This window comes from Streptomyces genisteinicus (assembly GCF_014489615.1).
Taxonomy (GTDB): Bacteria; Actinomycetota; Actinomycetes; order Streptomycetales; family Streptomycetaceae; genus Streptomyces; species Streptomyces genisteinicus.
The window spans coordinates 6,048,099-6,072,658 of sequence record NZ_CP060825.1; the positions used below are offsets into that span (position 1 = coordinate 6,048,099).

Below are 24,560 nucleotides of genomic sequence, written 5' to 3' on the forward strand. Positions count from 1 at the left end.
AACACGCTACGGGGCGGGGCCCCTTCACTCCCGGGTGCCCTCCCCGGAGTCCGCGGGGCGGCGCGCGGCCGCGGCCTGCGACGTTCCCGGGTACGGCGGGATCTCCGGGCCGGACCCGGCCGTCCGCGGCGCGGTGCCCGGGCCGCGGCGGGCCCGGCGGGCGCGGCCGAGCAGGCGCCACAGCACGTACAGCGCCGCGCCGACCGCCGCGAACGGGGCGACGGCGCCCAGCACCACCGCGATCCAGCGCACCGTCGCGACCAGGGCGTCCCAGCCGCCGCCCAGCGCGTCGAGGAATCCGGGCGCGCCGTCGTCCCCCGCCTTCCGGGAGCGCTCCGGTTCGGTCAGCTCCAGCGTGATCGTCGCGAGCGACGTGCGGTCCTTCAGGGACTCCTGCTTCGCCAGCAGCGCCTCCAGCTCCGCCTGACGGGTGCTCAGCTGACCCTCCAGTGCCACCACGTCGGACAGCTTCTCCGCCCGCTCCATCAGTTCGCGCACCCGGGCCACGCTCGCCCGCTGCGTCGCGATCCGGCTCTCCACGTCGACCACCTGGTCGGTGACGTCCTTCGCGTCGGCCTGACGGGAGAGCAGCCGGCCCGCGCCCGCGAGCCCGGACAGCACCGAGTCGTACGACTCCTGCGGCACGCGCAGCACGATGCGCGAGGTCACATGGGTGTCGTCGACGCGTTCGGTGGTCTCGTTCTCCACCCGGCCGCCGGCCTTCTCGGCCGCCGCGCGTGCGTCGGCGAGGGCGGCGACGGCGTCCTTCACCTCCACGCTCAGCGAGGCGGTGCGGATGATGTGCGACGCGGCCTGCGCCGAGGGCCCGGCCGTCCCCTCCGGGCCGGGCCGGCCGTCCGGCGCCTTCGAGGCCTCGTCGGCGGCGCTGCCCGAACCGGCGGCCCCCTCGGCGTTCTCCGCGTTCTCTGCGCTTTCTGCGTTCTTGGCGTTGTCGGCGTCGGCGGTCCCGGCGTAGGCCGGCCGGGCGTCCGCTCCGTCGTCGGAGCCGGCGCCGCAGCCGGCGAGCGCGAGTGAGACGGTGACGAACAGAACCGCGAGCGTGCGGCGTGCGCGCATGGGACCCCCCAGGTCGTGACGGCGAACGGTTGCCCGTTCGACGTCCCGCCCCCGCCCGGAGTTGCCCCCGGACGGTCCCGAAGCGGTCACGGTCGGGACTCGTTACGGGGTCGGCCCGGCCGTTTGAGAGAGTGGGCCCATGAACGGCCCCCTGCACGACACCCCCGCGCGCCATGTCGTCGTCGTCGGCGGCGGCATCGCCGGACTCGCCGCCGCCCACCGGCTGACCGCCGCCGGAGCGCGCGTCACGCTCCTGGAGGCCACCGGCCGCCTCGGCGGCAAGCTGCACGCCGGGGAGATCGCCGGCGTGCCGGTGGACCTCGGCGCCGAGTCGATGCTCGCCCGGCGCCCCGAGGGCGTCGGCCTGGCCCGCGAGGCCGGCCTCGGGGACCGCCTCCAGCCGCCCGCCGTCGCGGTCTCGGCGGTCTGGACGCGCGACGCCCTGCGGCCGCTGCCCAAGGGGCACGTGATGGGTGTGCCCGGTACGGCGGCGGCACTCGCCGGGCTGCTGTCGCCGGAAGGCGTCGACCGCATCGGGCGGGAGGGGGAACTGCCGCCCGCCGAGGTCGGCGACGACGTCGCCATCGGCGAGTTCGTCGCCGCACGGCTCGGCCGGGAGGTCGTCGACCGGCTCGTCGAGCCGCTGCTGGGAGGGGTGTACGCGGGCGACGCGTACCGCATCTCCATGCGCGCCGCCGTGCCCGGTCTGTTCGAGGCGGCCCGCCGCCACGACGCCCTCCTGGACGCGGTGCGCGAAGTGCAGGCCAAGGGAGCCGCCCAGCAGGGCGCCGGGCCGGTGTTCATGGGCCTCGCCGGCGGCATCGGCACCCTGCCGGACGCCGTCGCCGCGGCCGTGCGCGCCGCGGGCGGCGACATCCGCACCGCGACCCCGGTGCTCGGCCTCGCACCCGACGGCGGCGGCTGGCGGGTGCGCACGGACCGCGAGACCCTCGCCGCCGACGCGGTCGTCCTCGCCACCCCCGCGTGGGCCTCCGCCGCGCTGCTCACGGACACCAGCCCGGCCGCCGCCGCCGACCTGGGCGCGGTGGAGTACGCCTCCATGGCGCTGGTGACCCTCGCCTTCCGCCGCGCCGACCTCGGCGAACTGCCCGGCAGCGGCTTCCTCGTGCCGCCCGTCGACGGCCGGTCGATCAAGGCGTCCACCTTCTCGTCCAACAAGTGGAGCTGGGTCGACGAGGGCTCGGACGGGCTGTTCGTGCTGCGGACCTCCCTCGGCCGCCACGGCGAGGAACGGGCGCTCGACCGGGACGACGCCGAACTCGTCGCGCTCTCCCTCGGCGACCTGGGCCGGGCCGTCGGCATCACCGCGCGGCCGGTCGCCTCCGCGGTGACCCGCTGGACCGGCGGCCTGCCCCAGTACCCCGTCGGCCACCTGGCCCGCGTCGCCCGGATCCGCCGCGAGGTGGCCGCGCTGCCCGCCGCGCTGCGGGTCTGCGGAGCGGCGTTCGACGGGGTCGGCATCCCGGCGTGCATCGCCGACGGGCAGCGTGCCGCCGACGAGATCCTCGCCACGCCGACCCCGGCGCGGGGCACGCATCCCGGCACGGGAGAATAGCCGTATGAGTGCGCCCGAAAAGACCCCGAACGCAGGCAAGAAGGCCAAGGACCTCAACGAGGTCATCCGGTACACGCTGTGGTCCGTCTTCAAGCTGCGAGATGTGCTGCCCGAGGACCGGTCCGGCTGGGCCGACGAGGTCCAGGAGCTGTTCGACCGGCTCGGCGCCGAGGACGTCACCGTCCGCGGCACCTACGACGTCTCGGGGCTGCGTGCCGACGCCGACGTCATGATCTGGTGGCACGCGGAGACCGCCGACGAGCTCCAGGACGCCTACAACCGCTTCCGGCGCACCCGCCTCGGCCGCGCACTCGAACCGGTGTGGTCGAACATGGCACTGCACCGGCCCGCGGAGTTCAACAAGTCGCACATCCCGGCGTTCCTCGCCGACGAGACGCCGCGCGACTACGTCTCCGTGTACCCGTTCGTGCGCTCCTACGACTGGTACCTGCTGCCCGACGAGGACCGCCGCCGGATGCTCGCCGACCACGGCAAGATGGCCCGCGGCTACCCCGACGTGCGCGCCAACACCGTCGCCTCGTTCTCGCTCGGCGACTACGAGTGGATCCTGGCCTTCGAGGCCGACGAGCTGTACCGCATCGTCGACCTGATGCGTCACCTGCGGGCCTCCGAGGCGCGGATGCACGTCCGCGAGGAGGTGCCGTTCTACACCGGCCGCCGCAAGGACGTCGCCGACCTGGTGGCCGGGCTGGCGTAGGCGCCGGCCCCGATGGTGTGGAGGCAGCCCGCAGCCGGCGGGCCCTGCCTCGGCGACCCGGAAGATCAGACGGCGTGCGGCAATCCCGCGCGCTGGTCCAGCGACACCGGGTCCGGCCCCGGGTGCGGCGCGCACGACGCGCGCCGCACCGGTGGCCGATCGTGCGGTGACCTGTCGCGCCGTGCCCTGTCGCGCCGTGCCCGATCGAGCGGTGGCTGACTGCGCAGTGTCCGATCGCGCGGCGGGCTGTGCTGCGGCCCCGCGGTCGACGCGCTCATGGGCGGCTCCGGAGCGCCCGCCGGGTCGGCCGACCCGGCGTGCCGCGCGGCCGGTGCGACGCGCGGCTCCGGGGCGTCGAGCACCCTCACGCCGTGCACGGCCGCCGCCGCCGACCGCGCCCGCTCCGGGATACGCGGCGCGGCCCGGACATCAGGATCCGCAGCTCGACCCGCCGCAGCTCGAACCGCAGCTCGACCCCGAACTCCCGCAGCTCGACCCCGAACTGCCGCAGCTCGAACCGGAACTCCCGCAGCTCGATCCCGACGGGCCGCCGCAGCCGGAACCGCCCGTGTCACCGCCGGCGCCCCACCCGCCACCGGTGTCCGTCACGCCCGCGCACCACACCGGAACGACGGCCGCGGCCGCCGCGGCGGCGACGTACGGGACGGCGGATCGGGACGCCCCCTGACGGGCGGCGGCCGCCAGGAACGCCGACAGCTCCCTGTCCGGCACCGCTCGCGTCCCGTGCGACGCGACCAGCTCCGCCACGGTGGGACTGCCGGTGGCCAGGGCGACCCGGAAGGCCACCAGGGCGTCGCGTCCGGCCGGCGTCGTCCGCCGCGCCGCGCGGCGGGACTGGGTGATGCCGAGCACGGCGCCGGCCAGGAGCACCGGCCCCACCACGACGACGAACGGCAGCCCCGTCGCCCGGTGTCCCGCCCCCGCGAACTGGACGAACGTCAGCACCAGCGACACCGGCAGACCGATGAGGCACAGGATGCCCTGCACCGAGCCCCAGGTCGTCAGGCGCCGGTGACCGGGCGGCACGGTGAGCAGCCCGCGGGCGGCGAGCGAGTCCCCGAGCCCCTGGACGGCCCGGGCGCGCATCACCTCGCCCCGCACGGCGGCGAGCGCCCCGCTGGGCGCGAGGCCGGGCGCGTCGAGCACGGCGCGTTCCACCGGGTCGTGGGCGGCCGTGGCCGCCGCGGAGACCACACCGGGTGCGCCGACGCGGATCCGTCCGTCCGCGTGCAGCGCGGCGAGCGCGGCGTCGGCGACCCTGGCCGGGCCGCCGGCCAGGAACGCCGCCTCGTAGGCGCCGAGCCGGGGCGCGAGATGCCCGGGCGCGCTGCGCCGCGCGGCGGATACCCGGACGAGGAGCAGGACCGAGGAGACGACCACGGCCGACCAGACGAGCAGGGCGAGTACGGTCATCGCGCTCACCGCCCCGCGCCGACGAGGACCCGGCGCACCGCGTGGACCAGCCGCGCGCCCCTGCCCGGCGGTTCGGGCGCGGCCCGCTCCGTCCACCAGAGCGTCAGCCGCCGCCGCGCCTCCTCGTCCTCGGGCCGGCCCTCGGCGAGCAGGTGCTCGGCGAAGTCCAGCGCGTCGCGCCGGTAGCCGTCGCGCAGCGGGCGGAACCTGGCGTACGCCGCGAACGCCGGGCGGTAGCCGGAACCGAGGATGTCCGGCAGCTCCGGCGCCACCCTGGCGACGACACCGGCCCGCTTCGCGACGAGCGCCCGGCTCTGCACCCGCAGCCGCGCCACGTCGAACCCGGTGGGTGCCGGGGTCCCGGCGACCAGTGCCGACAGCAGCGACGCCTGCGCGATCCCGACCCGCGCCCGCGCCGCGTCGGTCGCCGCGCCCATGGGCGTGCTCCGCGCGCCGGCGGCGTCCGTACGCGGGCCGGCCGCGCCGTCGCTCACGCTTTCCGTCACGCTTTCCGCGGGCGGGGCGCCCGGTGCGGGAGTCCCGGCGGGCTTCCGCGGGGCGGGCCGCACCGGGAACGCGGCGCCTGCCGTGCTCAGCGTCTCCCGGATGACGGTGAGTTCGGCCGCCAGCTCCTCGGGGGGCGGGAAGTCGTCGTCACGCTCCAGCAGCACCCCGGGCGGTGCCACGCGTGCGCGCAGACCCGCGAGGATGTCCAGCACCGGCCGCGTGACGGGGTGGGCGTGGGTGTCGTGCCAGACCCCGTCCCGCTCGATCCCGCCGGCCACGTGCACGTAGGCGATGGACTCCACCGGGAGTTCGTCGAGCGCCGCGAACGGGTCCTCGCCCCGGTTCACCCGGTTGGTGTGGAGGTTGGCCACGTCGATGAGCAGCCGGACGCCGGTGCGTTCGACCAGCTCCGCGAGGAACCGGCCCTCGGTCATCTCCTCACCGGGCCAGGAGACGAGTGCGGCGATGTTCTCCAGCGCCAGGGGCACCGGCAGCGAGTCCTGGGCGATGCGGACGTTCTCGCAGAGCACGGCGAGCGCGTCACGGGTCCGGGGGACGGGCAGCAGGTGCCCGGCCTCCAGCGCGGGGGAGGCCGTCAGCTCGCCGCCTGCCCGGACGAAGGCGATGTGCTCGGTGACCAGCGGGGAGCCCAATGCCTCGGCGCGGGCGGCGAGGTCGGCGAGACGCTGCGGCGAGGGGCGGTCGGCGCCGCCGAGGCCCAGGGAGACGCCGTGCGGCACGACACGCACGCCGCGCTCGCGCAGCCGCAGCAGGGAGTCGGGCAGATGGCCCAGGCAGATGTTCTCCGCGACGACCTCGACCCAGTCGAGGCCGGGCAGCCGCTCCACCGTGTCCGCGATCTCCGGACGCCAGCCGATTCCGATGCCGAGTTCCATGTGTCCCCCTCCTCCGCCCGCCGTGCCGTGACGACGCTGCAGTGGTCTTGGCCCCGGCGGGGCCCGGCGAATCCGCTGCGGGGGACGTTCAGAGCAACATTTGAGGTTCCCCGGGCGGGCCGCCGGTTGCGTCCCGCCCGGGGGCGGAACGCACCCGCCGCAACACTCCCTATCCGCCCGACGGCACCTCGGGACGGTCGGTGTTGACCGTGCCGGGTGCGCCCGGCGAGGGACGGGAGGTCACCGAGATGTCGCCGGACGGCTCGGCGGGAGCGGGTGCGGGAGGCAGGTTGCCGTCCGGCGCCGGCGGGCCGCTCGGGCTGGCCGTCGCCCCGTTCGCGGCCTCGTTGGCGATGGCGTCGAAGTCGACCATGCCGGTCGCCTCCAGCATGGTGATGTGGTCGAGCACCGTCTGGTTGGAGTCGGACGCCAGCTGCCGGATGAGGGTGTTCCTGGTGGTGTGCCGGACCTGCGCGATCACCGCGAAGACCTTGCCGTGCGCGTTGCGCAGCAGGTTGGCGAACTTCCGCTCGTACTCCTTGCCGCTCGCCGCGGACAGTTCGCGCAGCCACCCCTGCTGCTGCTCGGTCGGCTGGTTGGGCAGCTCGACACCGAGCTTGGCCGCGACGTCGCGGGCCCGGCGGTCGAGGTCGGTGTGCCCGACGATCAGGTGGTCGCCGGCGTCCCTGATGGCCTGGCTCGGCGCGCGCTCGACCGCCTGCTGTCCGGCGGGCAGTTCCCACAGCCCCGCCAGCCGGACCTTCACCAGCAGGTCGCGGTCGGCGGCCGACAGCGGTCCCCACTGGGTCGCCACGGTCGACGCGTTCAGGTTCGCCTGCCCGGTGCCCGAGCGGTCGGCGTACGACCACACGGGGAACGCGAGCGCGCCGACCGTGACGACCAGGGCCGCGATGATGAGAGCTGTCCCGTTGATGCGCCGCAACAAAGTGCCTCCAGAGCCGAAACGTGACACGGCAGACCGATGCCGCCCGCGTCACCGACGAGCCCGCCGGCCGTGCGGCCGGTCGGACTCAGGCGGTCAAACTACGCGGCGGTACCCAGGAGTACGAGACCAGGTGCGGGAATGTTCAGTCCTGTGGCAGGACGTGCGCTCACGTCCTGCGGGAGGCGGGCAGCGCGGGATGGTCGGCGACCACCGTGCAGGAGCCGGGGGCGATCTCGGTGAAGCCGGCGTCGCGCACCACGGGCAGTCCGCTGCCCGTGAGGGCGCCCCACCCGGCGGGTGCGGCGGTGCGCACCGCCAGCGGGTAGCCCGCCGCCCGCCAGGCCGCACGCTGCTCACCCGACAGCTCCCACCAGGCGAGCTGTGCGCCGTGTCCCGCCTGCGCCATGGCCTTGCCCGCGGACATCTCCACCTCGGGGCTCATCCACAGCACGGGCTCCCCGAGGGCGGCGGGGTCCGGGGGCGCGGGGTCGTCGAGATCGGTGCCGGACACCTGGAGTTTGGCCAGCTCCTTGGGCCAGCCGTCGAGCGGTACCGGCGGGAACACCCGTACCTCGGCCGCCTTCCCGGTGACCGTGATGCCGGGCAGCGCGCACGCCTTGCGCCACTCCGCGCCACGCGCCCGCCGCACGACCTTGCGGATCCGCGCGTCCTGCCAGTCCCGCATGGCGCGGGCCCACTCGCCGTCGCCGTCGGAGCGCTCGTCGCCGAGGATCTCCAGCACGGCCCGGGCCGCCGTCTCCAACGCGTCGGTGCGGGCCGGTGGTTCGGCGCGCTCGATGCGGACCACCAGCGGCAGGACGTACTGCGGCGCGCTGTCACGGCTCTCGTCCTCGCGCCGGAACGGGCTGTCGTCGGCGCTGCCGGCGCCGTTCCCGGGATGTTCGCTGCTCACGCGATCAGTGTGCCAGCCGCCCGGCCGGCTCCCGGAGGGTGTCCCGGACGGCGTCCCGGCCCGCGCGGGCGGGGCGGTTGTCGGAACGGAGTGCTCCGGGCGAGGATGCCGGGCATGAAGAGCGAGCTGTTCAGCAACGAGAACATGGCCCAGCAGGCGACGGTCGCGGGGATGACCCTGCAGAACGCCAAGTCGGTGAAGTACACGGTCAACGGCGAGATGCACGCCCGGCAGGGCTCGATGATCGCCTTCCGGGGCAACCTCCAGTTCGAGCGCAAGGGGCAGGGCATCGGCGGCATGCTCAAGCGGGCCGTCACCGGCGAGGGCCTGGCGCTGATGGCCGTCCGCGGCCAGGGCGAGGCGTGGTTCGCGCACGAGGCGGCCAACTGCTTCATCGTCGACATCGAGCCGGGCGACGCGCTGACGGTCAACGGGCGCAACGTGCTGTGCTTCGACGCCTCCCTGTCGTACGAGATAAAGGCGGTCAAGGGCGCCGGCATGACCGGCGGCGGCCTCTTCAACAGCGTCTTCACCGGTCACGGCAAGCTGGCCGTGATGTGCGAGGGCACCCCGATCGTCATTCCCGTCAGCCACCAGCAGCCGGTGTACGTCGACACCGACGCCGTCGTCGGCTGGAGCGCACACCTCGCCACGTCCCTGCACCGCTCGCAGTCCGTCGGGTCGATGATCCGCGGCGGTTCGGGCGAGGCCGTGCAGCTCAAGCTGGAGGGCGAGGGGTTCGTGATCGTCCGCCCGAGCGAGGCGGCCCCGCACCGGCCCGCACAGAGCTGAGACGGCCCGGGCCGTCGCCCGGAGTGCGTCTCAGCCGCGCATCAGCTCGGAGACCTTCACGAAGCGGTAGCCCCGGCGGCGCAGTTCCGGGACGATGCGGCGGACCGCCTGCTCCGTGACGGGGGCGGCGCTGCGGGTGCAGTGCATGACGACCAGGGACCCCGGTTCCACCCCTGCGAGGACCTGTTCGGCCACGGCGCCGGCGTCCGTGGCGAAGGCGTCGCCGCTCACCACGTCCCACTGCACCGCGGTGACGCCCGCGGGGGCGACGGCACGCAGGGCGTCGTCGTCGTGGCACCCGCCGGGGAAGCGGAAGTACGGCACGGCGTTGCGGACGCCGACGCGTTCGAACACCTGCCGGGCGCGCTCCACGTCGGCCAGCATGCGCGTGCGGTCGACGACCGGGAGGCCGTAGCAGCCGGGGGTGAAGGCGTGGTGGCTGTAGGAGTGGTTGGCGGTCTCGAAGAGCGGGTCCGTGCCGATGGACCTCGCCTGCGCCGGGTACTCCTCCGCCCAGCGGCCGGTCATGAACACGGTCGACGGCACCTTCAGGGTGCGCAGCGCGTCGATCAGTCCCGGATTGTCGAACCGTTCCCCCCGGGCGGCGCGCGGGCCCTGGTCGGCTGTCATGTCGGCGTCGAAGGTGAGCGCGACTGTCCTGGGCACGGCGCTCCCGGGGCGGGCCGTGGCCCGCGAGAACACGGGCGCCGGCCCGCCGGCCGCCGGAGCGTGGCGCCGTTCCTTCGGATTGCCGGGCCGGGGCGGTACGGGGGTGTCGCGCGAGGCAGGTGAGGTGAGAGAGCCGGGGGAGGCCGGTGACGAGGCGGAGGGGCCGGTGGCGCCCGGTGGGGCGCACGCGGTGAGGGCGATGACACCGGCGCCCATACACCCCAGAAGGGCCCGAAAGGTGAATGCGCGCACATAAGGGATCACGCGCTGAAACTATCCGATGATCCTCCTGGAGGATGGTCAGCCGGCGTCCGCGGCGCGGCCGCTGGGCAGGGGCGCGCCCCGGGACCGGGACCGCTCCGGCCCCGCCGTGGGATGATGCCTGCCGTCAGGCCCCGGAGGGCTCGTGGACTGGGAGGTACGGCCATGGCGCAGCCGCCGCCCGCCGTCGGCGTGCTCGCCGTCGTGACCGGGCTGATCGCCGCCGCGCGGGACGACACGGCCGGCGCCCTGTGGCGGCTGGCCCCGGTCGCACGCCAACTGGACGCCAACGTGATCCGGGTCCCGCCCGGCGAGCGCGTCGCTCCCCACGTCGAGCCCGACCTTGACGTGCTCCTGTGCGTGCTGCACGGCAGCGGGGAGCTGACCGTGGCGGGCGGCACCGACCACCTCGAACCGGGCGGCCTGGCCTGGCTGCCGCGCGGCACCGAACGCTCCCTCGTCGCGGGGCCCGAGGGGCTCGTCCACCTCACCGCCCACCGCCGCAGGCCCGGCCTGGCCATCGGCTCCGCGCCTCCCTCGGCCGCCGCCGCGGCCTCCCCGTCCCACCGCCGGAGCCGGGCCGCGACGGACGGCGGTGCGACGGACGGCGGCGAGCCGGCATGCCTGCTGTACCGCGTCTGCTCCGCCTGCGACCGCCCGGCCGAGTCGTCGGACGCCCGCTTCTGCGCCCGCTGCGGCACCCGCCTGCCGGACTGACGCGCCCGGCAGCCTGCCGGGCCCGTGGGCTCCGGCCGGGTCGCGCGTCACGGTCCGCCGTGCCCGCCCGGCCGGGCCGCGCGCACCGGCCCGCCGGACCGACGCCACCGGGCCCGGTGCGCGCCGTCGCGCGCCGGCCCGAGGCCACCGGCCCGGCCGCAGGCGCCCTGCGGCGGCGGGACGCCGGTCAGCCGCAGGTGCGGCGGTACGCGATCCCGTCGGGGACGTGGCGGTCCCATTCCTCCTCGGTCAGGGGCCGCCCCGCGATCGCGCAGGCCGCGCGGGTGAGTTCGGTGAGGTCGCCGAAGGCCCGCGTGTCCCAGAGCCGTACGGTCCCGTCGCCGCCGTGGGTGACCAGGGACCGTCCGTCGGGGGAGAAGAGCGCCGACAGCAGCGCCCGGGTGTGGCCCGTGAGCACCGCCGACCGGCTGCGGGTCGCGAGGTCCCACAGCCGGACGGTCCGGTCCTCGCCCGCGGTGGCCAGCGTGCCGCCGTCCGGGCTGACGACCGCCGACCAGACGGTGCCGGTGTGGCCGCGGAAGGTGGCGAGACGGCGATGGGTACGCGCGTCCCACAGCATCGCCGTGGCGTCGCGGGCGCCGCTGACGAGCCGGGTCCCGTCGGGGGTGAAGGCCACCGACTGCACCTGGGCGGTGTGCCCGGTCAGCGTCGCCGTCCGCCGGTGACGCCGGACGTCCCACAGACGTACCGTGCCGTCCCAGCTCGCCGTCGCGAGGGTGGCGCCGTCCGGGCTGAAGTCCGCGGCGCCGACCATGCCGGTGTGCCCGGTCAGTGCCCCGAGGCCCTTGTGCGTCCGGGCGTCCCACAGATGCACGGACGAGAACGTGCGGCCGCCGGTCGCGAGGGTCCTCCCGTCGGGGCTGAAGGCCGTCCAGGTGACCGCGCTGGGGAAGGAGGCCAGTTGCCGGCGGGTGCGCAGGCTCCACAGGCGGGTGGTCCGGTCGATGTGGCTCGCGGTCGCGAGGGTGCTGCCGTCGGGGCTGAAGCGCACGGACTGGACGGGTCTGCCGTGGCCTTCGAGGACGCCGACGCGCCGGAGGGTGCGCGTGTCCCACAGCAGGACGTCACGGGTGTCGTGGCCGGCGGCGGCGAGGAACCGGCCGTCCGGGCTGAAGGCCACCGCGCTCACCTCGCCGCCGAGCCCGGAGAGGCGGCCCCGTGCCGTGCCGGTGCGGGCATCGCGCAGGTGCACGGTCCCGCCGTCGTCACCGGCGGCGAGCACCGTCCCGTCCGGGCTGTACGCGGCCGGCCGGCCGGACCCGCCCGGCCCGGCGAACGAGGCCCGTGGCCGCCCGGCCCGCACGTCCCACAGCCGGACGGTGGCGTCCTCGCCCCCGCTCGCCAGTGTCGTGCCGCCGGGGTCGAACGCGAGGGCGCCGACGATGCCGGTGTGGCCGTTCAGCGCGGTCACGGCCGTGCGCGCCCGCACGTCCCACAGCCAGACGGAGCCGTCCTGCGACCCGCTCGCCAGCGTCGTCCCGTCCGGGGAGAACGCGAGCGCGAAGACGCTGCCGTCCTGCCCGCCGAGGGCGGCCGCCGACCGGCCGCTGCGCACGTCCCACAGCTGTGTCGTGGCGTCGCTCGCCCCGGTGGCCAGCGTGTTCCCGTCCGGGCCGAAGGCGAGCGAGGTGACCCACCCCGAGTGGCCCCTCAGCGTCGCGGTGCGGCGCCCCTCCCGTACGTCCCAGAGCTGGACCGCGGACTTGTCCCCGTCGGCGGTGTCGTGTCCGGTGACCGTGACGGCCAGCGTCCCGCCGTCCGGACTGAAGGCGAGGAGGGAGGACATGGCGCCCTCGGTGTCGCGGTGGACCTGGAGCCCGCCCGTCCTCCGATGGGTCCGGGCGTCCCAGAACAGCACCTCGCCGCGCGCGCCGCTGGTGGCGATCGTGGCGCCGTCGGGGCTGAAGACCGCCTCGCCCCCGGCGCCGTCGAGCACGGCGGACCGTCGCCCGGTGCCGGTGTCGTACACGTGCGCCTGCCGGCCGGACCGGCCGATCACGAGCGTCCTGCCGTCCGGGCCGAAGGCCACGGTCTGCACCTGGCCGCCGATGTCGAGCGTGGCCGAGAGCCGGCGGCCGGCCACGTCCCACAGACGGGCCGTGCCGTCGCCCCCCGCCGTCGCGAGGGTCCTGCCGTCGGGGCTGAACGCCACCGAGCGCGCCTCCCCCTCGGCCGGGAGCGTGGCCCGCAGCGGCGAGGAGACCGCGGACAGGAGCCGGGCGCGTGTCCCGGGTGTCGCGGAGATGCCCTGGGCGGCCAGGGCGAGCCGCGCCGCCAGCGCCGGGTCGGTGGCGGCGTGCTCCCGGCTCAGCTCCGTCAGGCTCCGTGCGGCGGCCAGCGCGCGCTGCTCGCCGCCGGCCCCGCGGGCGTCGAGCACGGCGAGGCCGGCCGCGACGAGGACGAGGCCGACGAGAGCGGCGAGCCCCGCGAGGAGCGCGTGCCGGCGGCGCCGGACGCGCACACTCGTCTCGACGAACCCGGCCTCCTCCGCCGGCACCTCGGCGCCGCGTTCGCGCAGCCACCGTTGTGCCTCGCGGACCCGGCCCCGGCCCAGAATCCCCGACCGGGGGCGGCCCTGGTCCTGCCAGGCGCGCAGGGAACGGCGCAGCTCCTCCTGCCAGCCGCGGAACGCGCGGTTCTCCTCGACCCACTCCCGCAGCCGCGGCCACCTGTCCACCAGCGCCTGGTGCGCGAGCTCCGCCGTGTCGTGTCCGGTCGGACGGCGGGTCACCACGACGAGCCGCGTACCGGCCAGGCGGTGGATCAGGGCCCAGTCGTCCGCGGAGAACTGCGTGCGCGCCGCGACCCTGCGGAGGTCCGGGCCGCGCCCGCCCGCGTCCAGCTCCTCGCCGGGACGCACGAGCTGGATCAGGACGCGCTCCAGGGACCGGCGTTCGCCCTCGTCCGCCCGCTCCCACAGCCTCTGCTCGGCGTCCGAGGCCAGCGCGCCCTCCACACCGCCGAGTTCCTGGTACGCGGTGGTGGTCAGCCATCCGCGCTCCTGCCGCTCCCACAGGCGGCTCAGCGTGTACTCCAGCATCGGCAGCGCGGCCGGTCCCTGCGGGGTGTCCCGCAGCAGCTGCTCGACGAGTCCGTCGGCGAACCGGACTCCGGCGTGTCCGTCGAGCGGACGGACGATCACGTCCCGCAGCTGCTCCCGGACCATCGGCTGCACCACCACGGAGGTGGCCTCCCATGCCGCGTGGAGGTGGGGCAGCCGCTCGATCTGGCGGAGGAAGTCGACACGGGCGACGACGACGGCCTGCGCGGGACGGGTGCCGTCCGCGCGACGGGCCGTCAGGACCCCGAGCATGGCGTCCAGCCGGCGGGCGGTGGCGGGCGCCTCCGTCAGCAGGGTCTCGAACTGGTCGGCCACCAGGACCAGCCGGGACCGCTCCCCGTGGCGGGCCAGCGTGCGTTCGACGGCGCTGCGGAGCCCCTGCTCGCTGGTGAGCTGCCGGGCCAGCCCCGACCAGCGGTCGTGCCAGTCCGCCCGCAGGACGTCCGCGTCCCCGGCCGAGGCCAGGGCCCAGGCCAGCAGTTCCTCGGCGGTGAGACGCAGCCCGTGCGGCACGCGGGCGACCACATGGCGGCCGGGGTCGAGCCGGCCGAGCAGACCTGCCCCGACCAGGGAGGACTTGCCGACGCCGGAAGGTCCGAGCACCGGCAGGACGGGGACCTGGCCCTCCAGCAGTTCGAGCAGCCGCCGCGTCTCGTCCGCGCGGCCGTGGAAGATGCCGCGGTCGTTCTCGGTGAACGGCAGCAGTTCGCGGTACGGGCTGTCGGCGAGGAGCCTTCTGCGCAGCTCGGGCCACTCCCGGGTGAGGGACCCCACGGTCAGGGCGTAACCGGTCCGGCGCCGGCGGTCCCCCTCCACGGCGACGACCATGCCGATCACGCCGCCGTACTCCTCGTCCCACACCGGGGCCCCGCTGAAGCCGCCGGCCAGCGGGAACGGCGTCTCCTCGGCGCAGGTCAGCTGCCACCACCCGGTGCTCTCGCGGCCCTCCACGGTGCCACGGGTCCAGATCCCGGCGTCCTTGCCGCCGCCCCGCCCCGGGTACTGCGGGAAGCCGAACGCCCGCCAGCGGTGCCCGGCCAGGTCCTCGGCCTCGACGATCCGCAGGGGCGCGGCGCCCCGCGGCGGCTCGCCGCGCAGCCCGAGGACGGCGACATCGCCGCTGTTGTCACCGGCCACGGGCACGCTGAAGTGCACGGACGCCTCGGTCCGTGGGCGGCCGGGCAGCAGCGGGAAGTCGAGGGCGACCACCAGGCCGTCCGGCAGCGCCTCGTCGTCCGGCAGCCCCGCGGTGGCGGCGACGACATGGGCGCAGGTGAGGAGCAGCCGGTCGGGGATCAGGAAGGCCACCCCGACGGGGCGGCCGTCGTGCAGCACCCGGGCGGTTCCGCGTTCCCAGGACGCCTCCCGCCCGCCCGGCGGTGTCACGGCCCGGTCTCTGGGCTGCTCCACTCCAGCTCCAGCAGGATGTGCGCCTCACCGGAGCCCTTCGCCACGACCACGCCCGCCTCCGCGGTGATCCGCAGCCCGAACTCCGCACGGATGTGATCGGGACGGCGCGGAAGATCCGCCAGCCGCTCCAGCATGGTGGCGGCCACCCGCTGCACGCGGGCCATGCCCGACTCGAAGGTGTCGGCGGAGGTCTCGAAGAGCTCGTCGCCCCGGCGGGCCCGGATCACCCCGGAGCCCTGCTCGTCGGGCAACTCGACGACGAAGGAGTCACCGTCCTCGAAGGGAACGCTCAGATACACGTGGCGACCTCTCTGCTGCTCGGCAAGTCCTTTGTGGAGAGTGGCAGTTGAGCGGATCTTCACTTGGTCCGATGGTAACCGGGATTCCCGGTGCCGTGGGTGCTGCCGGAGCACCCGGACGAGGCCGGGCCCGGCACCTGTGCGGGCCGTACCCGGCCCCGGGGCGGACCTCCCCGTGCCCGCGCTCCGGCCGTCCGCCCCGGACAGCCGGCCGCGACGATTTCCCGCCCGGGCGTTGAGCGCACCGCCCGCCTCCTGCGTACCAAGGGGCGGACGCGTCCCCCGGCACCGCCCATCGGCGCCGGAATCCGTATCCCCCGCAGGAGGCAGCGAGTTGAGTCACAGGCGAATACCCAAGCGGAAGGCCGTGCTGGCCGGAGCCGGGGCGGTGGGCATCGCCGCGGCGGCCGTGCTGCTGCCCCACGCCAACGCCTCGCAGTCGGGCCGGAGCGACGAGGCGGCACCCCGCACCATGAGCGCATCCGGTGCGCAGGATCTGCTCTCCCGGCTGGGCCCGTCGCTCGGCGACGCGTACGGGGGCGCGTACTACGACGCCGGGCGGAGGCAGCTCGTCGTCAACATCGCCGGCGGCGACGACCGGGCGGCCGAGCGGGTCCTCGGTGCGGGCGCCGTCGCCCGCGCCGTCGACAACAGCATGGGCGAACTCGCCGGCGCGGCCGGCACGCTCGCCGAACGGGCCGCGATCCCCGGCACGGCATGGGCGGTCGATCCCCGGACCAACCGGCTCGTCGTCACGGCGGACCGCACGGTGACCGGTGAACGCTGGGACAGGCTGGAGGCGGCGGTCGGCGCGCTGGACGCGGGCACCGCGGAGGTCGAGCGCTCCCGTGGCGCGTTCACCCTGTTCCTGGAGGGCGGCGACGCCGTCTTCGGCGGAGGCGCGCGCTGCTCCCTCGGCTTCAACGTGACGACCGGCGACGGTGCGCCCGGCTTCCTCACCGCCGGACACTGCGGGGTCGCGGCCGCGCAGTGGTCCGAGGAGCCGAACGGCGCCCCGGTGGGCACGGTGCGGGCCGCGACGTTCCCCGGCGACGGCGACTTCGCCCTCGTCACGTACGACGACCCGGCCGCCGAGGCGCCGAGCACGGTCGACCTCGGCAACGGGCAGACCCTGGACATCGTCGGCGCGGGGGAGGCCGCGGTGGGTCTGGAAGTGTTCCGGATGGGCAGCACGACCGGCCTCAGGGACGGCCGGGTCACCGGACTGGACGCCACCGTCAACTACCCGGAGGGGACGGTCACCGGACTCGTCCAGACCGATGTGTGCGCCGAACCGGGCGACAGCGGCGGAGCCCTGTTCACGCGGGACGGCACGGCGATCGGCCTGACGTCCGGCGGCAGCGGGGACTGCACGTCCGGCGGGGAGACGTTCTTCCACCCGGTCACCACGGCCCTGGCCGCGGTCGGCGCCCGCATCGGCGCGGGCCAGGGCGACGGCGGCGGCGCGGCGGACGGCGCGGGCCGGGGAGCCGGAGCGTCCGGGCAGGGTCAGGGCGACGGGACCGGCCCGGAGGACGGCGGCAGGCAGGGAGGTGACGCACCGGACGACGGCGGACAGGCGGCGGACCACGGCTGACCGCGCGCCGCACTTCCCCCACGCGGCCGCGGTCGGCGGCGGGGCACCGGGACGCACCCGGTGCCCCGCCGCACCGCGTCCCGCCGTGCCACGGCCTCGCGGCCCGCGCCCCCCGGCCGCCGCAACGCCCCGGCCGCCCCGCGGGCTCGGCCCGGCGCGCGACGCCCGGTGCACGTTCCCCCGGCCACCGCGGGGAACGCCCCCCGCCCCGCGCCGCCGGAATCGTCGGCGGAGGTCCGGGACGAGCCCCGTGCGGGCCGCCGGGCAGGCGCCCCCTCCCACCGGGCCCGCCCGCTCCCACCGGGCAGGCGCCCGGATGCGGGAGCGGCCCGCCCGGCGGATCGTGGGACGGACGGACGCCGGGGGGACAGCAGAGAGGGAACCATGGACACCGACGCCTTGACCCCCGCGCGCCTGCGGCAGCTGCGCGCGCACAAGCCCTACCCCGCCGTCTCCCTGACGATGCCGACCCACCGTGCCGGTCAGGACGGTGAGCAGGACGCGGTACGGCTCCGGAACCTGATGGCCGAGGCGGAGCGCCGGCTCGGCGACGACGGTGTCGACCGGGCGACGGGCGCCGGGGTGCGGGCCCAGCTCGAACGCGCGGTGGCGGAGCTGGACCTGCGGCAGGCGCAGGACGGGCTCGCCATCCTCGCCGACGCCCAGGAGTACCAGCTGTGGCGCCTGCCCCGTTCGGTGCCCGAGCGGGTCGTCCTCAGCGACAGCTATCTGACCCGCAACCTGGTGTCGGCCAAGGCGCAGGCACGGCCCTACTGGGTGCTGGTCGTGGCGGCGGACCGGACGACGCTGTGGAGCGGGTCGGGGGAGACCCTGGACGAGCACACCGGGGACGGATTCCCGCAGACCAGGCCGCAGGAGGACTTCGACCCGCAGCGCGAGGAACGCCAGGGCGACACGGCGAGCACCTTCACGGACGAGTGGACGCGGCAGTACCTGCGCGAGGTCGACGGAGCCGTCGGCTCGATCCTGGAGGCGGACCCCCGTCCGCTGTTCCTCGTCGGACTCGCGCCCGCGCTCAGCGTCCTGCGGGACGCCGGACCGGCGACGGCGGCTGCCGTGGGCCGCGTCGTCAAGGGCGGGCTGACCGACGGCCCGGCGGCCGAGCTGCTGAAGGAGCTGCGGCCCGCACTGGACGAGTACCGCACCCGGCACGCGGCAGCCGTGGCGGGCCGGCTCGACGCCGCCCGCGGCCGCAAGGTCTTCGCCGCCGGGCTGGACGAGGTCTGGGGCGCGGTCCGCGACGAGCGGGCGGCGCTCGTCGTCGTCGAGGAGCACTTCCAGCGCACCGTCCGCGTCACCTCGGGGCATCTCCAGCCGGTCGACCCGTCGGAGCCGGACGACGAGGAGGTGCGCGAGGACATCGTCGACGAGATCGTCGAGACGGCCCTCGACGGCGGGGCCGAGGTGATCTTCGTCCCGGACGGCACGCTGACCGAACACGGCGGCGTCGCCGCGGAGTTGCGCTACTGAGACCGGACCGTCCCGGGCGTCCCGCGACCGGTGGCGGGTGCCGTCCGGGGCGCCCCGAAACCGGTGGCGGGCGCCCGGGGCCCGCTGCTACCAAGGGGCGGGACACGGACCGGTGACCGGGGAGGGACCGCATGACCGCCGTCGACTGGAAGCGGGCGCTGGAGCCGATGCTGCGGGAATGGGACCCGCGGCCGGAGGCCGCGGTGCTGGTCGGGAGCCATGTCAGGGGCGAGGCGACCGCGTGGTCCGACATCGACGTGGTGTGCGTCGGGGCGGGGCCGGGCTACGCCTACCGGCTGACCGGGCTGGGGCCCGTGTCCTGGACGTTCGCGACCGCGGAGGAGCACCGGGCCGGGATGGCGAACCACCACTCCTGCGGCCAGACCGTTCCCGCCTGGCGGGACGCGTACGTGCTCGACGACCCGCACGGACGGGCCCGTGAGCTCGTCGCCCTCGCCCGGGAGTGGACGTGGGACACCCTCGACCCCGCCCCGGAGCGGTGGGCGGCCGATGCGGTCCACGGCTACGCGGAGGAGGTGATGAAGGTGCACGCGGCCGTGGCGCGCGAGGACTGGGTCAACGCCCGTGTGCAGGCGTCGATCCTCGCCGTGCACCTGGCGCCCGCGATCGCGGCCGGCACCCGGACCTTCTTCACGTCCGAGAACCACCTCTGGCACCTGCTCGGGGAGCGCCTCGGCGACGGCTGGCGCGCGAACCAGGAGGCGGCCCTCGCCACCCGGGGCGAGGCGCCGCGGGAGAGCTGCGCCGCGGCGATCGCGCTGTTCCGCGACGCCTGCGCCCTCTTCGGCGACAGCATGTCCGCCGGGCAGCGCGCGGTCGTCCGCCACGCCCTCGGCGCCGCCGGCGCCTGAGGAGCGGCCCTCAGGCACCGCACCCCGCACCCTCTCCGGGAGCCGGCGCACGGCCGGTGAGGTGTGCCGTGAGGGCGTCCAGCTCGGCGCGCAGGGCGCCGATCCGCTCCAGCGGCAGACCGGTGGCCTCGGCGATCCGGCGGGGCACCCCCAGCGCGCGGGCGCGCAGCGCCGCGCCGGCCGCCGTGGGGCGCACGGTGACCGAGCGCTCGTCCTCGGCGCTGCGCCGGCGCTCCACGTGTCCGGCCGTCTCCAGGCGCTTGAGCAGCGGCGAGAGGGTGCCGGAGTCGAGGTGGAGGCGGTCGCCGATGTCCTTGACGGACAGTTCGCCGTGCTCCCACAGCACCAGCATGGCCAGGTACTGCGGATAGGTGAGGCCGAGGTCCTTCAGGGCCGTGCGGTAGACGCCGTTGAACGCCCGGGACGCCGTGTGCAGGGAGAAGCAGATCTGGCGGTCGAGGCGGAGGAATTCTTCGTCGGGGACGTCCGCGAGGTCGAGCGGGGGCGGCGTCCGGTTCTCCATGTCCTTCATCGTTCCCAGCGTAGCAAGACGTGGGCGATTAAGTTGTGCACAACTTAATCGTGTGCTTTATTGGTGTCACCGGTTCCCGACCCACGAGGGATGGATTCTCATGGACGCGCTGTACACCGCTGTCGCCACCGCCAACGGACGCGAGGGCCGCGCCGTCAGCTCCGACGGCCACATCGACCTGCCGCTGGCCTTCCCCGCGGCCCTCGGCGGCGACGGCCGGGGCACCAACCCCGAGCAGCTGTTCGCGGCCGGCTACGCCGCCTGCTTCGCCAGCGCGATGGGCGCCATCGGCCGCCAGGAGAAGATCGACGTCAAGGACGCCTCCGTCACCGCGGAGGTCTCCATCGGCAAGGACGACGACGGCGGCTTCGCGCTCTCCGTGATCATGCGCGTCGAGCTGCCGGACCACCTCCAGGGCGAGCCGGGCCGCGCGCTGCTGGAGAAGACCCACGCCTACTGCCCGTACTCCAAGGCGACCCGTGGCAACCTGCCGGTCGAGCTCGTCGTGGAGTGACCCGCCCCGTGGCGCCGCGGCACGGCCCGCGGCGCCCCGGCGGGCACGGGCCCTCGCCCCGGAGGGGTCAGGCGCCCGCCAGCAGGAACTCCCGGCACTTCGCCACGTCGTACCCCGCCTCCGGGAAGCGCGGGTCCAGTGCCTCGAGATGCTCCACCAGCAGTCGGCACACCGCCCAGTTCCGGTACCACTTGCGGTCGGCGGGCACCACGAACCACGGGGCGGCGGCCGTCGAGCAGCGCGTCAGCACGCGCTCACAGGCCTTCCGGTACGCCGGCCACCTCGCGCGCTCGCCGATGTCGGCCGGGTCGAACTTCCACCGCTTGCGCGGGTCGTCCAGGCGCCGCAGCAGACGCTCGCGCTGCTCCTCGGGGCCGATGTGCAGAAAGATCTTGACGAGGGTGACGCCGTCCTCGGCGAGGGACTCCTCGAAGCGGTTGATCTGGTCGTAGCGGCGGTCGATCCGTTCGCGGGGCACCAGCCGCCGGACCCGGGCGATGAGGACGTCCTCGTAGTGCGAGCGGTCGAAGATGCCGATCTCCCCGGGGCCGGGAAGCGCGCGCATCACCCGCCACAGGAAGGGGTGCCCGAGCTCCTCCGCCGTCGGCGTCCCGAACGCCGTGATCCGGCAGCCCGCCGGGTTGAGGAACCCGGCCACGTGCTTGACGGTGCCGCCCTTGCCGCTGGTGTCCATGCCCTGGAGCACCACCAGCAGACGTCTCCGGTCGCCCGCGGTGCCCGCCGCGTACAGCCGCTCCTGGAGGTCGGAGAGGCGCCGTCCCGCCAGGGCGGTCTCCGCGAGGGCGGCCGCCTTGTCCGGCGGCCCGCCCGGTGTCGCGCGGGGGTCGTACGAGGAGAGGTCGACCGGCCTGCCCGGCGGCACCCGCAGCAGCGCCGAGAGCGGCGCGTCCGCGCGTGCCGTCTTCTTCCGCTCCGGCCCGGGCGCCCGCTTCCGTGTGCCCCTGCGCCCGGACGCCCGTGCCCGCTCGTGCCGCGCGGTGCCGTCCGGCTCCCGCCCGGAGCCCTGCCCGTCGCCGTTCCTGGCCACCGCCGCACTCCTCTGCCCTCGCCGTCCGCGTCCTGACCCGATCGTGCGGCGCGGACGGCGTCCCCGCGAGCGCGGGGACGCCGGGCCGGTCAGTGCCAGGGGCCGGTGACCGCGAAGGTGGTGCCGGGGTTGTAGACGTTCACGTACATCGTGGCGTCGTCCGGGGAGAACGAGACGCCCGCGAACTCGCCCCAGGTGGGATCGGCGGGCGTCCCGGTGTTCTGCCGGTTGCGGGCCATCGCGTACACCTCCCCGCGCTTGGTCACGCCGTAGACGTGCTGGGCGCCGTCGCCGTCCTCCGCCACCATCAGGCCCCCGCTGGGCGCCAGGCAGATGTTGTCGGGGGACTCGCCGGGCAGCTGGACGTCGGTGCCGGGGCCGAACACGACGACCAGCGTCAGCCGCCGCCGGTGCGGCTCGTACCGCCACACCTGTCCGAAGTGGTCCCCGGCGGAGCCCTCGGCGCTGCGGGCGTAGCTGGAGACGAAGTAGACCGATCGCCCGCCCCAGTAGCAGCCCTCCAGCTTCTGGGCGTGGGTGACGCCCTTGCGGCCGAAGTCCTGGTGCCGGATGGGCGTCGTGGTGGCCTGGCTGTCGGGCACCGGCACCCACTCGACCCGGTCGAACCGCGCGCCGGTCTCCTGGATCCGCGACAGGTCGGGCACCCCAGGGACCCGCATGGCCTGGAGGTGGCCCCCGGCCCGCAGCGAACCGGTGCCGCCCAGCGGCCTGTCGGGAAGGAACCGGTAGAACAGGCCGAAGGGCTGCTCGAACGCGTCCTCGGTCTCGTACACGATCCCCGTCGACGGGTCGACCGCGATCGCCTCGTGCTGGAAGCGGCCCATCGCGGTCAGCGGCACCGCGCCGGTGCGGTGGGGGTCGGCGCCGTCCACCTCGAAGATGAACCCGTGGTCCTTGGTGTAGCCGTTCGTCCCGGCCCGGTCCTCGGTCTCCTCGCAGGTCAGCCAGGTGCCCCAAGGGGTGGGCCCGCCCGCGCAGTTGACGGCGGTGCCGGCGATGGCGACCCGCTCGGACAGGACGTTGTTCCGGCCGTCGAGTTCGAGTGCGGTACAGCCGCCTCTGGCCATCGGGTCGTAGGTGAGACCCTCGACGACGGGGACGCCGATCCTTCCGTTGTACCGGTTCTCGTGGTTGCGGACGAGGACGGTGTGCCCGCGGCCGCTGCGGAACGCGGCCATGCCGTCGAAGTTGCTGGGCACCGGGCCCTCGCCGGAGCGCAGCGGCTGGCCCTGGCGGGAGAGGACCGTGTAGCGGAAACCTTCCGGCAGGTCGAGCAGACCCGCCGGGTCGGGCACCAGGGGCCCGTAGCCCCCGTGGCCCCGCGCGGCGGCGGTCCCGGCGAAGAGTTCGGTGAACGCGCCGCTGAAGGCGATCGATGCGCCCACCGCGCCGGCTCCGGCCAGTGCTTGACGTCGTGTTGCGGTCATGAGGCAACTCCCTGCTGGCGGACAGGAGATGTGACCCGCATGTGTGTATCACGCAAGGTGCCGGTTCGTAACCAGGCGTGCCACAGTGACCGCTGGGGTCCGGGACGCAGGGCCCGGAGGGAGTACGTCCGGCTGGCCGGATCCGGTCGGCCGGGCATCGCTGCCCGCACCGGCCGGAACCGGCCGAGCGGGAGGATCAGGCGAGCGACGCGGTCAGCGTGATCGTCGTGCCGGTCAGCGCCTGGCTGACGGGGCAGTTCGCCTTGGCGTCCTCGGCGGCCTTGGCGAAGGCGTCCGCGTCGAGGCCGGGGACCTCGCCCACGACGGTCAGGTGGATGCCGGTGATGCCCTCGCCCGGCTGGAAGGTGACGTCCGCCTTGGTCTCCAGACGCGACGGCGGGTTGCCGGCGCCCGCGAGGGCGTGGGACAGGGCCATCGAGTAGCAGGAGGAGTGGGCGGCCGCGATGAGCTCCTCGGGGCTGGTCTTCCCGTTCGCCGCCTCGGCGCGGGAGGGCCAGGAGACCGGGTACTCGCCGATGCCGGAGGAGTCGAGAGTGACCACACCCTTGCCCTCGAGCAGGTTGCCTTCCCAAACGGTGTGCGCCTGGCGCGTGGTAGCCATGATCTTCCCTTCGGTATGGGTGTGACGGGACCCAACCTACTGGGCGATCAAGGGCTTTGCGTCGCGTGCCAGGGCCGTCAGCCGGGAGATCGCCCGGAAATACTTCTTGCGGTAGCCGCCGTTCAGCATCTCGTCGCTGAACAGCCGGTCGAACGGGAGGCCCGCGGCGAGCACGGGCACCTCGCGGTCGTAGAGCCGGTCGGCGAGGACGACGAGGCGCAGCGCCGTCGACTGGTCGGGCACCGGGCGGACGTCGGTCAGGCAGACCGCGCGTATGCCGTCGGTGAGCGCGCCGTAGCGGCTCGGGTGGACCCGGGCCAGGTGTTCCAGCAGCATCGGGAAGTCGTCGAGCGAGGCGCCCTCGGTGGCGTACGCCGCCCTCGTGACGTCGTCGGCCGGGTACGGGTCGGGCGCGGCGGGCAGCCCGCGGTGGCGGTAGTCCTCGCCGTCGATCCGCAGCGGCCGGAAGTGCGCGGACAGGCCCTGGATCTCGCGCAGGAAGTCGGCGGCCGCGAAACGGCCCTCGCCCAGCTTGCCCGGCAGGGTGTTGGAGGTCGCGGCCAGCGCGACGCCCTCGTCGACCAGCCGGGCCAGGAGAGAGGAGACGAGGACGGTGTCGCCCGGGTCGTCCAGTTCGAACTCGTCGATGCACAGCAGCCGGTGCCCGCTCAGCGTCCGCACGGTCTGCTGGAAGCCGAGCGCACCGACCAGATTGGTCAGCTCCACGAACGTGCCGAAGGCCTTGAGCGCCGGCTCGGCGGGCGTCGCGTGCCACAGCGACGCCAGCAGATGGGTCTTGCCGACGCCGTAGCCGCCGTCGAGGTAGACCCCGCGCGGGCCGGAGGGGGCGGCGGGCTTCCTCGCGAACCAGCGCCGCCTGCCGCCGCCGCTCGCGTGGGCGCCGCCGAGCCCGGCGGCGAAGTCGCCGAGGACCTTGACGGCCTCCATCTGGCTGGGCTGCCCCGGGTCGGGCACGTAGGTGTCGAAGCGCACCGCGTCGAAGCGCGGCGGAGGCACCATCTCCGCGACCAGACGGTCGGCGGGGACGTGCGGCTCGCGCGCGCAGAGCGAGAGGGGGGCGGCGTCGGTCATCGGGCTGGTCGGCACAGTATTCAACTGTAAGGGCCGTGTAAGACTGC

21 protein-coding genes are annotated in these 24,560 nt (G+C 75.3%); 8 read left to right on the top strand and 13 right to left on the bottom strand.

The annotated features are described in order from the left end of the window. Positions 1 to 24: 24 nt before the first annotated feature. Entirely contained in the window at positions 25 to 1,077 is a 1,053-nt protein-coding gene (locus IAG43_RS25985; protein ID WP_187743091.1) for a DUF4349 domain-containing protein, read from the bottom strand. 139 nt (positions 1,078 to 1,216) lie between these two features. Here IAG43_RS25985 and hemG point away from each other — a divergent pair, with 139 nt between their 5' ends. Further along, complete coding sequence (gene hemG / locus IAG43_RS25990) at positions 1,217 to 2,653, top strand: protoporphyrinogen oxidase (protein ID WP_187743092.1); 1,437 nt, start codon at positions 1,217 to 1,219, stop codon at positions 2,651 to 2,653. Positions 2,654 to 2,657: 4 nt separating this feature from the next. Further along, positions 2,658 to 3,371, top strand: coding sequence for a hydrogen peroxide-dependent heme synthase (gene hemQ, locus IAG43_RS25995; RefSeq protein ID WP_187743093.1), 714 nt, complete (start codon positions 2,658 to 2,660; stop codon positions 3,369 to 3,371). A gap of 429 nt (positions 3,372 to 3,800) precedes the next feature. Here the strand turns inward: hemQ and IAG43_RS26000 are convergent, their stop codons facing one another. The 4 genes from IAG43_RS26000 to IAG43_RS26015 all read right to left on the bottom strand — a co-directional run bounded on the left by IAG43_RS26000 (position 3,801) and on the right by IAG43_RS26015 (position 8,067). After that, positions 3,801 to 4,805: a TIGR04222 domain-containing membrane protein gene (locus tag IAG43_RS26000; RefSeq protein WP_187743094.1), complete on the bottom strand. Its 1,005-nt coding sequence runs from the start codon at positions 4,803 to 4,805 to the stop codon at positions 3,801 to 3,803. 5 nt (positions 4,806 to 4,810) lie between these two features. Further along, positions 4,811 to 6,208: an MbnB/TglH/ChrH family RiPP precursor modification enzyme gene (locus IAG43_RS26005; RefSeq protein ID WP_187743095.1), complete on the bottom strand. Its 1,398-nt coding sequence runs from the start codon at positions 6,206 to 6,208 to the stop codon at positions 4,811 to 4,813. Positions 6,209 to 6,377: 169 nt separating this feature from the next. After that, positions 6,378 to 7,151, bottom strand: coding sequence for a DUF4142 domain-containing protein (locus tag IAG43_RS26010; RefSeq protein WP_187743096.1), 774 nt, complete (start codon positions 7,149 to 7,151; stop codon positions 6,378 to 6,380). A gap of 169 nt (positions 7,152 to 7,320) precedes the next feature. Then, positions 7,321 to 8,067, bottom strand: a complete 747-nt coding sequence (locus IAG43_RS26015) for a peptidyl-tRNA hydrolase (RefSeq protein WP_187743097.1) — start codon at positions 8,065 to 8,067, stop codon at positions 7,321 to 7,323. Positions 8,068 to 8,181: 114 nt separating this feature from the next. Here IAG43_RS26015 and IAG43_RS26020 point away from each other — a divergent pair, with 114 nt between their 5' ends. Then, on the top strand, positions 8,182 to 8,859 hold the full coding sequence (locus IAG43_RS26020) for an AIM24 family protein (RefSeq protein ID WP_187743098.1): 678 nt from the start codon (positions 8,182 to 8,184) through the stop codon (positions 8,857 to 8,859). 30 nt (positions 8,860 to 8,889) lie between these two features. Here IAG43_RS26020 and IAG43_RS26025 read toward each other — a convergent pair whose 3' ends face one another. Then, complete coding sequence (locus tag IAG43_RS26025; protein ID WP_187743099.1) at positions 8,890 to 9,744, bottom strand: polysaccharide deacetylase family protein; 855 nt, start codon at positions 9,742 to 9,744, stop codon at positions 8,890 to 8,892. 210 nt (positions 9,745 to 9,954) lie between these two features. On the opposite strand from IAG43_RS26025, the gene IAG43_RS26030 reads away from it, so the two are divergent. Beyond that, positions 9,955 to 10,506, top strand: coding sequence for a cupin domain-containing protein (locus tag IAG43_RS26030; protein WP_187743100.1), 552 nt, complete (start codon positions 9,955 to 9,957; stop codon positions 10,504 to 10,506). Positions 10,507 to 10,693: 187 nt separating this feature from the next. On the opposite strand, the gene IAG43_RS26035 is transcribed toward IAG43_RS26030, so the two are convergent. Beyond that, on the bottom strand, positions 10,694 to 14,998 hold the full coding sequence (locus IAG43_RS26035) for an nSTAND1 domain-containing NTPase (RefSeq protein WP_187743101.1): 4,305 nt from the start codon (positions 14,996 to 14,998) through the stop codon (positions 10,694 to 10,696). After that, positions 14,971 to 15,297 carry a CU044_2847 family protein gene (locus IAG43_RS26040; protein WP_187743102.1) on the bottom strand — a complete coding sequence of 109 codons (327 nt, stop codon included), beginning with the start codon at positions 15,295 to 15,297 and terminating at the stop codon, positions 14,971 to 14,973. Before IAG43_RS26040 ends, IAG43_RS26035 begins: the two co-directional genes overlap by 28 nt. Before the next feature lie 334 nt (positions 15,298 to 15,631). On the opposite strand from IAG43_RS26040, the gene IAG43_RS26045 reads away from it, so the two are divergent. The 3 genes from IAG43_RS26045 to IAG43_RS26055 all read left to right on the top strand — a co-directional run bounded on the left by IAG43_RS26045 (position 15,632) and on the right by IAG43_RS26055 (position 19,257). After that, entirely contained in the window at positions 15,632 to 16,894 is a 1,263-nt protein-coding gene (locus IAG43_RS26045) for a S1 family peptidase (RefSeq protein ID WP_187743103.1), read from the top strand. Positions 16,895 to 17,278: 384 nt separating this feature from the next. Continuing rightward, positions 17,279 to 18,385 (top strand): baeRF3 domain-containing protein, encoded by a 1,107-nt coding sequence (locus tag IAG43_RS26050; protein WP_187743104.1) that lies wholly within the window; start codon positions 17,279 to 17,281, stop codon positions 18,383 to 18,385. A gap of 131 nt (positions 18,386 to 18,516) precedes the next feature. Further along, positions 18,517 to 19,257 carry a nucleotidyltransferase domain-containing protein gene (locus tag IAG43_RS26055; RefSeq protein ID WP_187743105.1) on the top strand — a complete coding sequence of 247 codons (741 nt, stop codon included), beginning with the start codon at positions 18,517 to 18,519 and terminating at the stop codon, positions 19,255 to 19,257. A 10-nt stretch (positions 19,258 to 19,267) separates the two neighbouring features. Here IAG43_RS26055 and IAG43_RS26060 read toward each other — a convergent pair whose 3' ends face one another. Further along, positions 19,268 to 19,789 (bottom strand): MarR family winged helix-turn-helix transcriptional regulator, encoded by a 522-nt coding sequence (locus IAG43_RS26060; RefSeq protein ID WP_425508620.1) that lies wholly within the window; start codon positions 19,787 to 19,789, stop codon positions 19,268 to 19,270. Positions 19,790 to 19,889: 100 nt separating this feature from the next. Between IAG43_RS26060 and IAG43_RS26065 the strand changes: the two genes are divergently transcribed. After that, positions 19,890 to 20,303: an organic hydroperoxide resistance protein gene (locus tag IAG43_RS26065; RefSeq protein ID WP_187743106.1), complete on the top strand. Its 414-nt coding sequence runs from the start codon at positions 19,890 to 19,892 to the stop codon at positions 20,301 to 20,303. 67 nt (positions 20,304 to 20,370) lie between these two features. Here the strand turns inward: IAG43_RS26065 and IAG43_RS26070 are convergent, their stop codons facing one another. The 4 genes from IAG43_RS26070 to zapE form a co-directional block, all read right to left on the bottom strand. Continuing rightward, positions 20,371 to 21,351 carry a PPK2 family polyphosphate kinase gene (locus IAG43_RS26070; RefSeq protein WP_187743107.1) on the bottom strand — a complete coding sequence of 327 codons (981 nt, stop codon included), beginning with the start codon at positions 21,349 to 21,351 and terminating at the stop codon, positions 20,371 to 20,373. An 89-nt stretch (positions 21,352 to 21,440) separates the two neighbouring features. After that, on the bottom strand, positions 21,441 to 22,799 hold the full coding sequence (locus tag IAG43_RS26075) for an alkaline phosphatase PhoX (protein WP_187743108.1): 1,359 nt from the start codon (positions 22,797 to 22,799) through the stop codon (positions 21,441 to 21,443). 196 nt (positions 22,800 to 22,995) lie between these two features. Continuing rightward, positions 22,996 to 23,421, bottom strand: coding sequence for an OsmC family protein (locus IAG43_RS26080; RefSeq protein ID WP_187743109.1), 426 nt, complete (start codon positions 23,419 to 23,421; stop codon positions 22,996 to 22,998). Between the two features lie 36 nt (positions 23,422 to 23,457). Beyond that, positions 23,458 to 24,513: a cell division protein ZapE gene (zapE, locus tag IAG43_RS26085; RefSeq protein ID WP_187744645.1), complete on the bottom strand. Its 1,056-nt coding sequence runs from the start codon at positions 24,511 to 24,513 to the stop codon at positions 23,458 to 23,460. Positions 24,514 to 24,560: the final 47 nt, after the last annotated feature.

Bases quoted from the DNA above. Each gene is read 5' to 3' on its own strand.
- IAG43_RS26065 (WP_187743106.1), top strand. From the start codon at position 19,890: ATGGACGCGCTGTACACCGCTGTCGCCACCGCCAACGGACGCGAGGGC.
- IAG43_RS26075 (WP_187743108.1), bottom strand. From the start codon at position 22,799: ATGACCGCAACACGACGTCAAGCACTGGCCGGAGCCGGCGCGGTGGGC.
- zapE (WP_187744645.1), bottom strand. From the start codon at position 24,513: ATGACCGACGCCGCCCCCCTCTCGCTCTGCGCGCGCGAGCCGCACGTC.
- IAG43_RS26000 (WP_187743094.1), bottom strand. From the start codon at position 4,805: ATGACCGTACTCGCCCTGCTCGTCTGGTCGGCCGTGGTCGTCTCCTCG.
- IAG43_RS25985 (WP_187743091.1), bottom strand. From the start codon at position 1,077: ATGCGCGCACGCCGCACGCTCGCGGTTCTGTTCGTCACCGTCTCACTC.
- IAG43_RS26055 (WP_187743105.1), top strand. From the start codon at position 18,517: ATGACCGCCGTCGACTGGAAGCGGGCGCTGGAGCCGATGCTGCGGGAA.
- IAG43_RS26030 (WP_187743100.1), top strand. From the start codon at position 9,955: ATGGCGCAGCCGCCGCCCGCCGTCGGCGTGCTCGCCGTCGTGACCGGG.
- IAG43_RS26005 (WP_187743095.1), bottom strand. From the start codon at position 6,208: ATGGAACTCGGCATCGGAATCGGCTGGCGTCCGGAGATCGCGGACACG.
- hemQ (WP_187743093.1), top strand. From the start codon at position 2,658: ATGAGTGCGCCCGAAAAGACCCCGAACGCAGGCAAGAAGGCCAAGGAC.
- IAG43_RS26060 (WP_425508620.1), bottom strand. From the start codon at position 19,789: ATGAAGGACATGGAGAACCGGACGCCGCCCCCGCTCGACCTCGCGGAC.
- hemG (WP_187743092.1), top strand. From the start codon at position 1,217: ATGAACGGCCCCCTGCACGACACCCCCGCGCGCCATGTCGTCGTCGTC.
- IAG43_RS26050 (WP_187743104.1), top strand. From the start codon at position 17,279: ATGGACACCGACGCCTTGACCCCCGCGCGCCTGCGGCAGCTGCGCGCG.
- IAG43_RS26020 (WP_187743098.1), top strand. From the start codon at position 8,182: ATGAAGAGCGAGCTGTTCAGCAACGAGAACATGGCCCAGCAGGCGACG.
- IAG43_RS26025 (WP_187743099.1), bottom strand. From the start codon at position 9,744: ATGGGCGCCGGTGTCATCGCCCTCACCGCGTGCGCCCCACCGGGCGCC.
- IAG43_RS26080 (WP_187743109.1), bottom strand. From the start codon at position 23,421: ATGGCTACCACGCGCCAGGCGCACACCGTTTGGGAAGGCAACCTGCTC.